Source organism: Streptomyces sp. NPDC001890 (assembly GCF_042891445.1).
Taxonomy (GTDB): Bacteria; Actinomycetota; Actinomycetes; order Streptomycetales; family Streptomycetaceae; genus Streptomyces.
The window spans coordinates 1,036,760-1,050,810 of sequence record NZ_JBIATE010000001.1 but is presented as its reverse complement, the minus strand read 5'-3'; the positions used below and the strand labels follow the sequence as shown (position 1 = coordinate 1,050,810).

The following is a 14,051-nucleotide window of genomic DNA, read 5'->3' as shown; positions in this document are numbered from 1 at the left end:
TCCGTGGACCGACCGATCGACCGAGGACCGCTCCCCGTGGCGAAGAAGCCCAAGAAGCAACAACAGTCCGGCGGCACCCCGGCAACGGTCGCCCTGACCGCGTCCGGCACGGCGTTCACCGTCCACTCCTACGACCACGACCCGGCCTCGGCGTCCTACGGCGAGGAGGCGGCCGAGGCGCTGGGCGTCTCCCCCGACCGGGTCTTCAAGACCCTGGTCGCGGATGTCGACGGCACGCTGACCGTGGCGGTGGTCCCGGTGGCCGGCTCACTGGACCTCAAGGCCCTGGCCGCCTCGGTGGGCGGCAAGCGGGCCACCATGGCCGACCCGGCGGCCGCCGAACGCACCACCGGCTACGTGCGGGGCGGCATCTCCCCGCTGGGCCAGCGGAAGCGGCTGCGTACGGTACTGGACGCGTCGGCAAGGTCCCACGAGACGATCTGCGTCTCGGCGGGCCGCCGGGGCCTGGAGGTCGAACTCTCCCCGACGGACCTGGCGTCGCTGACGGGCGCGGTGTTCGCGGAGATCGGCCGGGGCTGACGGGCACGGTGTCCGCGGAGATCGGCCGGGGCTGACGGGCACGGTGTCCGCGGAGATCGGCCGGGGCTGACGGGCACGGTGTCCGCGGAGATCGGCCGGGGCTGACGAAGACCGGCCGCGCCCATTGCGGCCCGTCCGTGCCGTTGCGGCCCGCCCGCACCCACCTCGGACTGCCCGCGCCCATTCCAGCCCGTCCGGCGATTGAGGACCGGGGTCCGGGGCAGAGCCCCGGTTCCGGGAAGGGGCGGGCAGGGGACGAGCCCCGCGCAGCGGCCCACCCACCCGCACCCGCACGACTACGACTGCACCGGCGCCCCCGGAGCACCCGACGCACCCGGCGCCCCCGGAAACACCCCCCACTCCGGCTCCGGATCCCGCGGCCCGAACAACGCGGTCAGCCCGAGATGCACCGCCATCGCCCCCAGCGGCCACGCCAGCAGCGCCCCCTTCGCCCGCAGCTGGAGCGGCGCGTCGAAGACCACGCCCTTGCCGACCGCCCGCGCGTGCGCGACCACGTCCTGCGTCGGCCCGAGCCACACCCCCAGCCGCCAGGCCAGCAGCGAACCGAGCAGCCCGCCCAGCGCGAGCCCCACCACCAGAGCGATCCCGCCGCGTCGCTGGAACCAAAAAACCAGCGCCGCGGAGAGCGCCCCGAAGGCCAGGGCCAGCAGCACGAACGTACCGTCGGCGCCGATCGCCTCCTCGCCCTCGCTGTCGCTCAGGAAGACGGCGGTGCTGTCGGAGATCAGCGGAACCCTCGGCGCCAGCCACAGCCAGAGGAGCCCGAGCGCGACGCCCGAGACGGTCACCAGAGCGGCGACGACCGCGGCCCTGCGCAGTTCCGGCGCGAGAGCCTTCTCCTCGGGCGCTCCCGGCAGCCCTCCCGGCTGGTGCGCACCGATCAGGTGGGAGCCCCCCGGGCCGCCCCAGTTCGGCGGGGTCTGCCAGGGATCGTTGGAGGAGGGCTGGTGAGGCGGCGTCAGAGGTGCGGTCACCGTGCCATCGTGCCAGGCGCCCCCACGCCGCGCCTCACCGGACCGCTGCCCTGCGGTACGCCCAGGTCGCCGCGGCCAGCGAGAGCACGCCGACCACGGCACAGACGGCGAGGTCCAGCGCGACGACCGTCCAGTCCGGGTGGGCGTCGAAGGACCGGGCCAGCGCCTCGACACCGTAGGTCGAGGGCAGCAGATCGCGTGCCCAGCCGACCGGCGTCGGCAGCCGGTCCGCGGGGAGCACACCGAGCAGCAGCGCCGCCGACATGCCCAGCTGGCCCAGGAGCGTGGCCAGCTCCTGCCGGGGCGCGAGCAGCCCCAGCGCCGCGCCCAGCCCGGAGAGCGCCGCCCCGGAGAGCGGGATGACCGCGACGAGCACCCACAGATGCGTCAGCGGCAGCCCGAACATCACGCTGCCGGCCACCGCCGTGACGATCGTGCCGGGGACGGTGAACGAGGCGTACGCACCGGCCGCACCGAGCACCACCGAGGCGGGTGGCACGGGCAGGGTCGCGTAGTGGTCGAGCCCGCCGCCGGCCCGCAGCTGCCCGAAGTACTGGGCGAGGAGATTGAGCGCGACGAAGGCCACCACGAGGACGCTGGAACCGGCGACGACGGCCCGCGCCTCGGAGCCGCCGTCGACCACCCCGCGCATCAGCACCATGATCCCGACCGACTGGAAGGTCGCGACGAAGAGCAGCGGGATACGGGCGACCCTGGCCCTGGACAGCTGGGCGCGGTAGACCGCCGCGAGCGAGGGGAACAGCCCGGCCCTCGGGGCGAGCGGCGCGGGCGCCGCCCCCTCGCCGTCGAAGCCGTCGCCGGGGCCGTCCTGCGTGGCCGGGACGGGTCCGGTCACCGCGTGCGCGGGAACGATGCTCGTCACCTGGCGCTGCTCCTGTTCGTTCCCTGTCCGGCCACGCACCCGCACCCGGTCGTCCCCCTGGCCCCGGCCACCCCGCAGGCCCCCGTCATGACTTCACCAACCCCTTGGTCGCGTCCCCGCCGAGTGCGAGATAGACGTCCTCCAGGCTGGGCGTCGCCAGCGTGAAGTCGTCGAGTGCGGCAAAGGCCGCGCCACCGGTCACCGCGGCGACCGCCGCCCGCGCCTCGTCGGGACCCAGCCGCAGCACCCAGCGCCGCCCGGACTCCTGGGCCGAGCCGCGCAGCGCGGCCACCTCGGGCACGTCCAGAGGCGCCCGCTCGCGCCACACCAGCTCGACCCGGACCTCGCCCGCGACACGTTCCTTGAGCCCGGTCGGCGTGTCGCAGGCTATGACCCTGCCGTGCTCGATCACGGCGACCCGGTCGAGGACGGTCTCGGCCTCGATGACGTTGTGGGTGACGAGCAGCACCGTCGTACCGCGCTCGGCCCGGCGCCGGTCCACGGCGGCCCAGACGGCGCGCCGGGCGACGGGGTCCATGCCGGTCGTCGGTTCGTCCAGCACCAGCACCGGCCGCTCGCCGACCAGCGCGGCGGCGAAGCAGGCGAGCCGCCGCTGTCCGCCGGAGAGCTTCTTCAGGGGGCGTCCCGCGATCCTGGTGAGGCCGAGTTCGGCGAGTACGGCGTCGCGTTCGGCGCGGGCTTCGGCCGCGGCGAGGCCGCGCAGCCGTCCGGTGGTCTCGGCGGCGAGCGACACGGTCAGCTCGTCGAGGGCGGTGGACTCCTGCCCGAGGTAGGCGATCAGCCGGGAGGCGCGCTCCGGGTGGCGTACGAGGTCGTGGCCCAGCACGGTGACGCTGCCGGAGTCGGGACGCATCAGGCCGGTGAGCTGCCGTACCAGGGTGGACTTCCCGGCGCCGTTGGGGCCGAGGAGGCCGAAGATCTCGCCGCGCCGCACATCCAGGCTGATCCCGTCGGTGGCGCGCACCTCGGGTGTGGCGGGGGTACCGCGGCGGCCGCGGGCTGCGGGATAGGTCTTGACCAGATCACGCACCGCGCACACGGTCCCGGTCGCCGGCTGCGCCTGTGCTGTGCCCGTACTCACGAGGTACGAGGGTACGGGGTCGGATGCCCCGGATTGCGCCCGGGGCCACGCCGGCCGGGCCCCGGCGCGGCGATCGGCGGCCGGGTCGCCCCGCCCGTGGCCCCGCTGTGCCGTCAGCCGGCGGGCGGGCTCGTCCGCTCCGCCACGGGGGTGTGCTCGGCCGCCGCCCGTACGTCGATCTCGCGCCAGAATCCCGCCCGGATCGCGTAGCGGTCGTGCTCGTCGATCTGGTCGTCCTTGTGGGCGAGCAGGCCGAACCGGGCGGCGTAGCGCAGCAGCTCGCCGTCGATGCGGTGCGGGATGCGCGGATACATGGTCGACAGCTTCTGCAGATGGACGGTCTCCGGGAGTCGCTCCATCCAGCGACGGGCGAAGACCTGGCCCACCTCGAACGGGTCACCGCCGACGGTGGTGATGTCCTCCTCGCGGTCCGCCCAGCGCTGCTCGGCGCTGGTGAGCTGGGCCAGTGTCGGCAGCGAGGCGGTCTCGGCCGGCTCGCCCAGCGGCCCGCCGCGCTCCGCCCAGCTCTTGTCGGAGGACCAGCGCAGGGTCGCGCCGGCGGGCGACGGCTGCGGGAGGTGCCGGTCGGACTGGGCGCCGGGTCCGCGCAGGCTGCCCGCCAGGTCCTTGGGGGTGGGGACGCCCCGGCCGCCGGGCACGGGGCGGTCGGTGGCGGCGCTCTCCTCGGGCGGTGCCGCGGCGCCGCCCGCGGCGGCCTCCGCCCGGGCCTCCGAGGCGCGCTCGGCGGAGGCGGCGAGGGCTGCCTCGGGAAGCGGCGCGGAGAGGATCGCGGCGATCTCCGGGCGGGTCACGGGGGGCGGGGCGCAGACGCCGCCGGTCTCCTTGGCCCGTACCGCCTGGGTGATCCAGGCCCGGTCGAGCACCCTTCGCTCGTCGGCCTCGGCGACCAGGTCCTCGGACTGGTTGTAGTCGCCGTCGGCGGCCTGGACGGCCCACAGATGGACGGCGACGCCGTGTTCCTTGGCGGACATCAGACCGGGCAGCAGATCGCCGTCGCCGGTCACCAGCACCACGTCGGAGCAGGCCCGGTTCCTGGCCAGTTCGGTGAGCTCGGCGTGCATCGCGGCGTCGACGCCCTTCTGCGCCCAGCGTCCGTCGCTGCGGGTCAGGGCACCGAGCCGGACGGTGACCCGGGGCATCACGCGCAGCCTGCGGTGCTCGGGCTGCGGCACCCGGTCGGGGGCGCCGTCGAACCAGTAGATCCGCAGCAGCGGCTGCTCCGTATCGGCCTCGGCCCGTTCGCGCAGGCCACGGATGAGGGCCGCGTGGTCGACCGTGATGCGGGATCGGGCCGGTTCCCCGGCCAGCAGGCTCGCGGCTGCGCCCAGCAAGTAGCCGGCGTCCACCAGGACGACGCAACGGTCCACGCGATCCACCCTCTTCCAGAAGTTCGGGTGCGGTCTTTGCCAAGGGTTTCCTTCGAGTCTGCCCGACCGCGCAGGGGTTGACGGCCGGAACTCGATCATCGGCGTGGCGGATCCGGGAATCGACGCGCCCCGCGCCCCCACTACGCACGGTAATGATCCAAAATGCACGGGTTGCCCCGGCATGTGAATCTGAACGCGGTCCTGGCCCCGAGAGTCCCCATAGGAGGAAGACCATGGCCAAGAACAAGAACCGCAAGCAGGGCAGCCAGCAGAACCGCGCGTCCGGTCAGGAGCGTGGCGCGGAAGAGTCGAAGACGACCGCGTACGAGTCGCAGATACAGCCTCAGTCGCAGGCCCAGGGCAGCCCTGCCGATGTTGCCCGTAAGCACCAGCGGCGCTTCGGCCACAACTGACCGGAGACTTCTCCGGTCCGGCCGCGGGCCGGGTGACCGAGAGGGGCGCTCCCGCTTTCGCGGGGCGCCCCTCTCGTACGTCCGAAAGCTCTGCCTCAGCCGGCCAGGCAGGACGGGCCGAGCAGCACCTTCAGGTCGCCGAAGAGGGCGGGGTCGGGCTTGACCCGGTGCCGGTCCAGCCGGAGCACGGTGGTCTTGCGGGGGCCCTGGAGCTTGATCCGTACCTCGGTGTCGCCCCGGTGGCTGCTGAGGACCTCGCCGAGGCGGCTGACCATGGGCGGGGTGATCTTGACGGTGGGGATGGTGAGGACCACGGGTGCGTTGGTGCCGGCCGACGAGATGTCGGGGACCTGCATCTCCATGGCGACCAGCCGGGGCACGTCCTCCCGCTTGTCGAGGCGTCCCTTGACGAAGACGACGGTGTCCTCGACGAGCTGGGTGGAGACCAGCTGGTAGGTGGCCGGGAAGAACATGCACTCGATGGAACCGGCCAGGTCCTCGACGGTGGCGATGGCCCAGGCGTTGCCCTGCTTGGTCATCTTGCGCTGGAGGCCGGAGATGATGCCGCCGACGGTGACGATGGCGCCGTCGGCGTGCTCGCCGCCGGTCAGCTGGGAGATCGAGGAGTCGGCCTTGTCGGACAGCACGTGTTCCAGGCCGAAGAGCGGGTGGTCGGAGACGTACAGGCCGAGCATCTCGCGCTCCTGGGCCAGCAGGTAGGACTTCTCCCACTCAATGTCGGAGAACTCCACGTCGAGCCCGAAGCCCGGCTCGTCGCTCTCCTCCTCGCCCATGCCGCCGAAGAGGTCGAACTGGCCCTCGGCCTCCTTGCGCTTGACCTGCACCACGTTGTCGATCATCGGTTCGTGGTGGGCGACCAGGCCCTTGCGGGTGTGGCCCATCTCGTCGAAGGCGCCGGCCTTGATCAGCGATTCGACGGTGCGCTTGTTGCAGACGACCGCTTCGACCTTGTCCAGGAAGTCGGGGAACGAGCTGTACTTCCCCTTCGCCTTGCGGCACCGGATGATCGAGTCGACGACGTTCTGGCCGACGTTGCGCACGGCTGTGAGGCCGAAGAGGATCACGTCGTCGCCCTGGGCGGCGAAGTTCGACAGGGACTCGTTCACATTGGGCGGCAGCACCTTGATGCCCATGCGGCGGCACTCGTTGAGGTAGACGGCCGACTTGTCCTTGTCGTCCTTGACCGAGGTCAGCAGCGCCGCCATGTACTCGGCGGGGTAGTTCGCCTTAAGGTACGCGGTCCAGTAGGTGACCAGGCCGTACGCGGAGGAGTGCGCCTTGTTGAACGCGTATCCGGCGAACGGGACCAGCACGTCCCACAGGGCCTTGATCGCGGCGTCGGAGAAGCCCTTCTCCTTGGCCCCCGCCTCGAAGAGGACGAAGTTCTTCGCCAGTTCCTCGGGCTTCTTCTTGCCCATCACGCGGCGCAGGATGTCGGCCTCGCCGAGCGAGTAGCCGGCGACGATCTGGGCGGCCTTCTGCACCTGCTCCTGGTACACGATCAGGCCGTAGGTGAGGCCGAGGACCTCCTTGAGGGGCTCCTCCAGCTCCGGGTGGATCGGGGTGATCTCCTGGCGGCCGTTCTTGCGCTCGGCGTAGTTCGTGTGCGAGTTCATGCCCATCGGGCCCGGCCGGTACAGGGCCGAGACGGCGGAAATGTCCTCGAAGTTGTCGGGCTGCATCTGGCGCAGCAGGGAGCGCATCGGCCCGCCGTCGAACTGGAACACGCCGAGCGTGTCACCGCGGCAGAGCATCTCGTACGTCTTGGGGTCGTCCAGCGGGAGGCCGAGCAGGTCCAGCTTGACGCCCTTGTTGGACTCCACCATCTTCACGGCGTCGTCCATGATGGTGAGGTTGCGCAGGCCGAGGAAGTCCATCTTCAGCAGGCCGAGCGACTCGCACTGCGGGTAGTCCCACTGCGTGATGGTGACGCCGTCGGTGTGCCGCACCCAGATCGGGGCGTGGTCGACGATCGGCTCGCTGGACATGATGACGCCGGCGGCGTGCACGCCCATCTGCCGGACCAGGCCCTCGACGCCCTTCGCGGTGTCGATGACCTTCTTGACGTCCGGCTCGTTCTCGTACATCCCCCGGATCTCGCCCGCCTCGCTGTAGCGCGGGTGCTTGGGGTCGGTGATGCCGTTGAGGTCGATGCCCTTGCCGAGGACGTCGGCGGGCATGGCCTTGGTGAGCCGGTCGCCCATCGCGTAGGGGTAGCCGAGGACCCGGGCGGAGTCCTTGATGGCGTTCTTAGCCTTGATCTTTCCGTACGTGCCGATCATGGCGACCTTGTCGGCGCCGTACTTCTCCGTCACGTACCTGATCACTTCGACGCGCCGGCGCTCGTCGAAGTCGATGTCGACATCGGGCATGGAGACGCGCTCGGGGTTGAGGAACCGCTCGAAGATCAGCCCGTGCTCGATCGGGTCGAGGTCGGTGATGCCCATCGCGTACGCCACGATCGAACCGGCGGCGGAGCCTCGGCCGGGGCCGACCGCGATGCCGTTGTTCTTCGCCCACATGATGAAGTCGGCGACGACCAGGAAGTACCCCGGGAACCCCATCTGGATGATGATGTCCATCTCGTACTCGACCTGCTTCTGCCGGTCCTCGGGGACACCTCCCGGGAAGCGCCGGTTCATCCCGACGCGGACCTCTTCCTGGAACCAGGTGATCTCCGTGTAGCCGTCCGGGATGTCGAACTTCGGCATCAGGTCGCGCTTCTCGAACATGCCGGTGGTGTCGATCTGCTGCGCGACCAGCAGGGTGTTGGCGCAGCCCTCCTGCCAGGCGTCGGAGGAGTCGACGCCGTACATCTCGTCGGTCGTCTTGAGGTAGTAGCCGGTGCCGTCGAAGCGGAAGCGGTCCGGGTCGGAGAGGTTCTTGCCGGTCTGGATGCAGAGCAGGGCGTCGTGCGCGGTGGCCTCGTGCGCGTAGGTGTAGTGCGAGTCGTTGGTCACCAGCGGCGGGATGTTCAGCTTCTTGCCGATTTCGAGGAGCCCGTCACGGACCCGGCGCTCGATCTCGATGCCGTGGTCCATCAGCTCCAGGAAGTACTTGCCCTCGCCGAAGATGTCCTTGTAGTCGGAGGCGGCCTGGACCGCCTCGTCGAACTGGCCGAGCCGCAGCCGGGTCTGCACCTCGCCCGAGGGGCAGCCGGTGGACGCGATCAGGCCCTCGGACCACTGGGCGATGGTCTCCTTGTCCATGCGCGGCCACTTCTGCAGCCAGCCCTCGGCGTAGGCGTCCGAGGACAGCTTGAAGAGGTTGTGCAGACCGGTGCTGTTCGCCGCCCAGATCGTCTTGTGGGTGTAACCGCCCGAACCGGAGACGTCGTCGCGCTTCTGGTGCGGCTGGCCCCACTGGATCTTCCGCTTGTGCTTGCGCGACTCCGGGGCGACGTACGCCTCGATGCCGATGATCGGGGTGACGCCCGCCTTCTTCGCCGAGTGGAAGAAGTCGTAGGCCCCGTGCAGGTTGCCGTGGTCGGTCATCGCGATGTGCGACATGCCCATTTCATTGCAGGCAGCGAACATGTCCTTGAGCCGCGCGGCACCGTCCAGCAGCGAGTACTGGGTGTGGACGTGAAGGTGCGTGAAGGGCGGCTTGGTCACGGCGCTGTGCCTCCGGGAAACGGCTTTGGCGGGCTGGGGGGACAGCGTGGAAGTCTACGTCTTCGAGGTGATGAACGACGGGCACTCCCGGGTACGGTCGCGCGTTGTCGAAGTGGGACGCCCGTCCCATTTGTCATGCACGTCAGGTACCAGGAGGCACCCAGAGATGTCGGAAGCGCAGACCGGCGCGGCGCAGCGCGGGGAGCAGATTCTTGAGGTCTTCGACACCGCGTTCGGGCAGCTGCTGGCTGCCGATCCGGCTGCCTTCCGGGTCAAGTTCCGCAAGATGGCGGGCTCGGCCTTCGCCTTCTACCGGGGCACGGCATGCCTGTTCTACAACGACCTGGAGCGGGAGCGGCACGGCGGCCCGTTCCTGGACGAGCGGACCGGCCGGGTGTGGATCCACGGCGATCTGCACGCGGAGAACTTCGGCACGTACATGGACGCCAACGGCCGGCTGATCTTCAACGTGAACGACTTCGACGAGGCGTACGTCGGCCCGTTCACCTGGGACCTCAAGCGGTTCGCCGCCTCCGTCGCCCTGATCGGGTACGCGAAGGCGCTGAGCGACGAACAGATCAGCGAACTGGTCCGGGTCTACGCGGCGGCCTACCGCGAGCGGGTCCACGCGCTGGCGACGGGCGTCAAGAATGAAGAGGTGCCGCCCTTCACGCTGGACACGGCCGAGGGCCCGCTGCTGGGCGCGCTGCGCGACGCCCGGTCGCTGACCCGGTTCTCGCTGCTGGACTCGATGACGGAGATCCGGGACTTCGAGCGCCGGTTCGCGCCGGGCGGCGGCTCGATCGACCTGGACGCGGCGACGCGCTACAAGGTGCTGGCGGCCTTCGACGGCTATCTGGAGACGCTGCCGGAGTCGAGCCTGACCCGCCCCGACTCGTACCGGGTGAAGGATGTCGTCGGCCGTCGCGGGATCGGGATCGGTTCGGCAGGACTCCCCTCGTACAACATCCTGCTGGAGGGCAACAGCGACGCCCTGGAGAACGATGTGGTGATCTACCTCAAGCAGGCGCAGACCCCCGCGGTCTCCCGGCACATCACCGACGCGGCGGTGCGCGAGTACTTCCAGCACGAGGGCCACCGCACCGTGATCTCGCAGCGCGCCCTTCAGGCGCACGCCGACCCGTGGCTCGGCTGGACCGAGCTGGACGGGGCGGGGCAGCTGGTCGCCGAGGTGTCTCCGTACGCGGTCGATCTGGACTGGTCCGACATCGACGAGCCGGAGGAGATCGCGGCGGTCGTCGCGGATCTGGGCCGGGCGACGGCGACGATGCACTCCGCGGCCGATGACGAGAGCGGTCACTCGCTGGTGCCGTTCTCCACCGAGCGGGCGATCGACGCGGCGATCGCGGCCGACGAGGAGGGCTTCGCCGAGCTGCTGGTGGACTTCGCCCACAGCTACGGTGCCCGGGCCCGCGCCGACCACCAGATCTTCGTCGACCTCTTCCGCAACGGCCGCATTCCGGGGCTCTGATCCCATCGGCCGCATCCCTTTAGGACTCACTTACAGGTTCGCATGCGACACTCCTCGGCGATGGACATCTCCGGGAAGCAGCTCAGAGTCGTTCGCGCGGCGCTCTTCACAGCGCTCGTCGTGACGCTCTCCGTTGCGTCCCATGTGCTGCTCTCCCAGGTCCCGCTGCCGCTGACCGCCGTCGCCCTGCTGGCCGGAGCGGTGTTCGCCGTGGCGTACGCGCTGGCCGGCCGGGAGCGCGGCTTCGGGGCGATCGCCGGGCTGCTGGTCCCGCTGGAGCTGGCCGCCGACACCGTCTTCACCACCGGTCAGCATGTCTGTTACGGCGCGGCCGGCGGCCCGATCGCCGGGCCGCTGCGCTCGGTCGGCGTCGACGTGCTGTGCGGCGGTGCGGTCGGCGCCGGTGCGGCGCGGACCGGCGCCGAGGCCGACCCGTTCGCCTCGGTGGCCGATGCCGGGCACACGACGGCCGCGCTGCTGGCCTCGCCCGGCCCCGCGGTGCCGTGGCTGCTGCTCGCCGCCCATGTCTCGGTCGGCCTGCTCGCCGCGGCCTGGCTCCGGCGGGGCGAGTCCGCGCTGGCCGGTCTGCTGGAGGCGGCCGCCGTCCTGGCGTTCCGGCCGCTACTGGTCGCGGTCGCCGTGGTCGGCACGGCCCGCCGCCCGGCCCGCCGCCGGACGCGGCCCGCCGGACACGGCCCGCACCCGCTCGTCCACGCCCGTCTGCTCGTGCACTCCGTGGGACGGAGGGGACCGCCGCGCTCGGCCTTCGCCATCGCCTGAGCACGTACGTCCCTTACGACACACCCCTCACCCCATGGAGATACGGACATGAGCAAGCGCAACACCCAGGCCAACAAGGCGGCGGCCCGCGAGCGTCTGCGCGCCGAGCGCGAGCGCCAGGCCAAGAAGGACAAGGCCCGCCGGCAGATCATCGTCGGCGTCTCGATCGTCGGCGTGCTGGCCGTCGTGGGTGGCGTCACCTGGGGCGTCATGCAGCTGAACAAGCCGTCCCAGTGGGAGGCGGCCAAGGACGCGAAGAACGTGGCCGCACCCAAGAACACCTCGGGCAAGGACGGCACCACCGTCGTCATCGGCAAGCCGACCGCCAAGAAGACCCTGGAGATCTACGAGGACTCGCGCTGCCCGATCTGCGCCACGTTCGAGCAGTCCGTCGGCGAGACGATCCACAAGGACATCGACGCCGGCAAGTACAAGGTCAAGTACATCGGCGCCACGTTCATCGACAACGCGGCCAACGGCGAGGGCTCGAAAAACGCGCTGAGCGCGCTCGGCGCGGCGCTCGACGTCAGCCCGGACGCCTTCCTCGACTACAAGGCCGCGCTCTACTCCGCGAAGTACCACCCGGAGGAGACGGACGACAAGTTCAAGGACGACTCCTACCTGATCAAGATCGCCGACTCGGTGGAGGCGCTGAAGGGCAACGCCGCCTTCCAGAAGGACGTCGAGGACGGCACCTTCGACGGCTGGGCGATGAAGATGTCGGCGGCGTTCGACGACAGCGGCGTGCGGGGCACCCCGACGCTGAAGATGGACGGCAAGGCGCTCACCGACGGCCAGAGCGAGAACGCCCCGATGACGGTGGAGGCCTTCAACACCGCGATCACGGCCGCGCTGAAGGGCTGACCGGCCGGCGACGTCCCGGCAGCGGCTCCCCGACGGGCAGGCGAACTTCCTGAATTCGCCTGCCCGTTCGGCTTACCGGTCAGTAGGGTGCTGCCCCGTGACCAGTCGACGCGATACCTCGCCGCTCTCCGCCCCCAGCCGCCGCACGGTCGTCAAGGCCGCTGCCGCCACCGCCGTCGCGGCCCCGGTGCTGGGCTCCGCCACCGCCGCCCGCGCCGCCGACGGCCCCGCCTTCCTGCACGGCGTCGCCTCCGGCGATCCCCTGCCCGACGGCATCCTGCTCTGGACCCGTGTCACCCCGACCCCGGACGCGGTGCCCGGTTCGGGCCGCGGCGCCGATACGGCGGTGCGCTGGGAGGTCGCCGAGGACAAGGACTTCGCCCGGGTCGTCGCCCGGGGCACGACCGTCGCGAAGGCCGCGTCCGACCACACGGTCAAGGCCGATGTGCGGGGCCTGGCCCCCGCCACCGCGTACTGGTTCCGCTTCTCGGCGGGCGAGGGCACGCAGACCGTCTCCCCGGCCGGCCGCACCCGGACCGCACCGGCGGCCGGTGCCGCCACGCCCGGCGTGCGCTTCGGCGTGGTGTCCTGCGCCAACTGGGAGGCCGGGTACTTCTCCCCGTACCGCCACCTCGCCGCCCGTGCCGACCTGGACGCGGTGCTCCACCTCGGGGACTACATCTACGAGTACGCGTCGGGCCGTTACCCGGACGCGAAGTACGTCGTGCGGCAGCACCAGCCGGTCCACGAGATCCTCACCCTCGCCGACTACCGCACCCGGCACGCCACGTACAAGACGGACCCCGACCTCCAGACGCTGCACGCCACGCACCCGGTGATCGCGATCTGGGACGACCACGAGTTCGCCAACGACACCTGGTCGGGCGGGGCCGAGAACCACACGCCGGGCACCGAGGGCGCCTGGGCCGACCGGGTCGCGGGCGCCAAGCAGGCGTACTTCGAGTGGATGCCGGTCCGCACCTCCACCGAGGGCACCGTCTACCGGCGGCTGCGCTTCGGCGACCTGGCCGACCTCCACCTCCTCGACCTGCGCAGCTTCCGCTCCCAGCAGGCGGGGATCGGCAGCGGCGCGGTCGACGACCCGGAGCGCAGCATCACCGGGCGGGCGCAGCTGGACTGGCTGAAGTCGGGGCTGGCCGGCTCGGACGCCACCTGGAAGCTGGTCGGCACGTCGGTGATGATCTCGCCGGTCGCGTTCGGCTCCGTACCGGCTCATCTGCTGGAGCCGCTGGCCGAGTTGCTGGGGCTGCCCAAGGAGGGCCTGGCCGTCAACGTCGACCAGTGGGACGGCTACACGGACGACCGCAAGGAGCTGATCTCGCACCTGCGGGACCGGTCGATCACCAACACGGTCTTCCTGACCGGTGACATCCACATGGCCTGGGCCAACGACGTGCCGGTGAAGGCGGCGACGTATCCGCTCTCCGACTCGGCCGCCACCGAGTTCGTGGTGACGTCGGTGACCTCGGACAACATCGACGACATCCTGCACGTGGCACCGCAGACGCTCTCGCTGGTCGCGGCCGCCGCACTGAAGGCCGCCAACCGCCATGTGAAGTGGGTGGACATGGACTCGCACGGCTACGGCGTCCTGGACGTGACCGCCGAGCGTTCGCAGATGGACTACTACGCCGTCTCCGACCGGACGAAGCGGGACGCGACGTCGGCCTGGACGCGTTCGTACCGGACGCTCAGCGGGACGCAGAAGGTCGAGCGGGTGGACGGCCCGGTGCGCTGAGGGGTCATTTTCGGCCACCTCCGCATATGTTGACGGCGTATTACGTCGTTACGGCGGGTGGTGTGTCCCGAGGATCGAATGGGGACACACCACCCGCCGGGGTAACGCCTACGGTTACGCCGCCATCTCAAACTCTGAAACGCGAGGAAAGATTCCTTCCGCTTTCCACCCTTTGGCACAGAACCGATTGGGCCTGATCA

At 70.9% G+C, this 14,051-nt stretch carries 11 protein-coding genes; 6 read left to right on the top strand and 5 right to left on the bottom strand.

The features are described from left to right. Window positions 1-36 precede the first annotated feature (36 nt). The gene (gene ybaK / locus ACFYY1_RS04595; protein WP_388580716.1) at window positions 37-540 is read left to right on the top strand and encodes a Cys-tRNA(Pro) deacylase; all 504 of its coding nucleotides are present in this window, start codon (window positions 37-39) and stop codon (window positions 538-540) included. A 296-nt stretch (window positions 541-836) separates the two neighbouring features. Here the strand turns inward: ybaK and ACFYY1_RS04590 are convergent, their stop codons facing one another. The 4 genes from ACFYY1_RS04590 to ACFYY1_RS04575 all read right to left on the bottom strand — a co-directional run bounded on the left by ACFYY1_RS04590 (window position 837) and on the right by ACFYY1_RS04575 (window position 4,917). Next, entirely contained in the window at window positions 837-1,535 is a 699-nt protein-coding gene (locus ACFYY1_RS04590; protein WP_388580713.1) for an ABC transporter permease, read from the bottom strand. Window positions 1,536-1,569: 34 nt separating this feature from the next. Further along, a complete protein-coding gene (locus ACFYY1_RS04585; protein ID WP_388580711.1) occupies window positions 1,570-2,418 on the bottom strand; it encodes an ABC transporter permease in 849 nt (282 codons plus the stop codon). An 85-nt stretch (window positions 2,419-2,503) separates the two neighbouring features. Next, complete coding sequence (locus ACFYY1_RS04580; protein ID WP_388581513.1) at window positions 2,504-3,478, bottom strand: ABC transporter ATP-binding protein; 975 nt, start codon at window positions 3,476-3,478, stop codon at window positions 2,504-2,506. Window positions 3,479-3,633: 155 nt separating this feature from the next. Beyond that, the gene (locus ACFYY1_RS04575; RefSeq protein WP_388580708.1) at window positions 3,634-4,917 is read right to left on the bottom strand and encodes an NYN domain-containing protein; all 1,284 of its coding nucleotides are present in this window, start codon (window positions 4,915-4,917) and stop codon (window positions 3,634-3,636) included. Between the two features lie 224 nt (window positions 4,918-5,141). On the opposite strand from ACFYY1_RS04575, the gene ACFYY1_RS04570 reads away from it, so the two are divergent. Continuing rightward, a complete protein-coding gene (locus tag ACFYY1_RS04570) occupies window positions 5,142-5,321 on the top strand; it encodes a hypothetical protein (protein ID WP_388580705.1) in 180 nt (59 codons plus the stop codon). A 95-nt stretch (window positions 5,322-5,416) separates the two neighbouring features. On the opposite strand, the gene dnaE is transcribed toward ACFYY1_RS04570, so the two are convergent. Then, window positions 5,417-8,956: a DNA polymerase III subunit alpha gene (gene dnaE / locus ACFYY1_RS04565; RefSeq protein ID WP_388580702.1), complete on the bottom strand. Its 3,540-nt coding sequence runs from the start codon at window positions 8,954-8,956 to the stop codon at window positions 5,417-5,419. 166 nt (window positions 8,957-9,122) lie between these two features. Between dnaE and ACFYY1_RS04560 the strand changes: the two genes are divergently transcribed. From ACFYY1_RS04560 to ACFYY1_RS04545, 4 genes are all read left to right on the top strand, one after another. Continuing rightward, on the top strand, window positions 9,123-10,448 hold the full coding sequence (locus tag ACFYY1_RS04560) for a DUF2252 domain-containing protein (RefSeq protein WP_388580700.1): 1,326 nt from the start codon (window positions 9,123-9,125) through the stop codon (window positions 10,446-10,448). 60 nt (window positions 10,449-10,508) lie between these two features. Next, window positions 10,509-11,228: a hypothetical protein gene (locus ACFYY1_RS04555; protein ID WP_388580697.1), complete on the top strand. Its 720-nt coding sequence runs from the start codon at window positions 10,509-10,511 to the stop codon at window positions 11,226-11,228. Between the two features lie 48 nt (window positions 11,229-11,276). Continuing rightward, window positions 11,277-12,092, top strand: coding sequence for a DsbA family protein (locus ACFYY1_RS04550; RefSeq protein ID WP_388580694.1), 816 nt, complete (start codon window positions 11,277-11,279; stop codon window positions 12,090-12,092). Between the two features lie 97 nt (window positions 12,093-12,189). Then, window positions 12,190-13,851 (top strand): alkaline phosphatase D family protein, encoded by a 1,662-nt coding sequence (locus tag ACFYY1_RS04545; RefSeq protein ID WP_388580691.1) that lies wholly within the window; start codon window positions 12,190-12,192, stop codon window positions 13,849-13,851. Window positions 13,852-14,051: the final 200 nt, after the last annotated feature.

What these genes read in the sequence shown, in the direction of transcription:
- ACFYY1_RS04570 (WP_388580705.1), top strand. Translation starts at nt 5,142, where the DNA reads ATGGCCAAGAACAAGAACCGCAAGCAGGGCAGCCAGCAGAACCGCGCG.
- ACFYY1_RS04560 (WP_388580700.1), top strand. Translation starts at nt 9,123, where the DNA reads ATGTCGGAAGCGCAGACCGGCGCGGCGCAGCGCGGGGAGCAGATTCTT.
- ACFYY1_RS04555 (WP_388580697.1), top strand. Translation starts at nt 10,509, where the DNA reads ATGGACATCTCCGGGAAGCAGCTCAGAGTCGTTCGCGCGGCGCTCTTC.
- ACFYY1_RS04550 (WP_388580694.1), top strand. Translation starts at nt 11,277, where the DNA reads ATGAGCAAGCGCAACACCCAGGCCAACAAGGCGGCGGCCCGCGAGCGT.